This is a genomic window from Haloferax sp. AB510, assembly GCF_024136985.1.
Lineage (GTDB): Archaea > Halobacteriota > Halobacteria > Halobacteriales > Haloferacaceae > Haloferax.
On sequence record NZ_JAMYJY010000260.1, the window covers coordinates 1 to 286 of the forward strand.

Annotated in this window: 1 pseudogene; it reads right to left on the bottom strand. The window is 65.0% G+C overall.

The window, feature by feature from the left end:
• Positions 1–286 (bottom strand): annotated as a pseudogene (locus NKF06_RS20910) (AMP-binding protein); the annotation flags it as partial.

Genomic DNA, 286 nt, shown 5'->3' on the forward strand with positions numbered 1-286 from the left:
CGTCAACGCGCCCGAGTACGGTGATATAGCCGTCGTCGTCCACTTTCGCGCCGTCCTCGGGGAAGTACACCCAGTCGTCGGGGTCGTCGCTGTCGGTGTCGGAGTACTCCTCCCAGTACTCGGAGATGTAGCGCTCGTCGTTCTTGTAGAGCGTCCGGAGCATCCCCGGCCACGGCTTGTTCACCGTGAGATAGCCCGCGCGACCGGGTTCCACTTCGTCGCCGTTGGTGTCGACGATTTGGGCGTCGATACCCGGCAGCGGCGGCCCGGCCGACCCGGGTTTCAT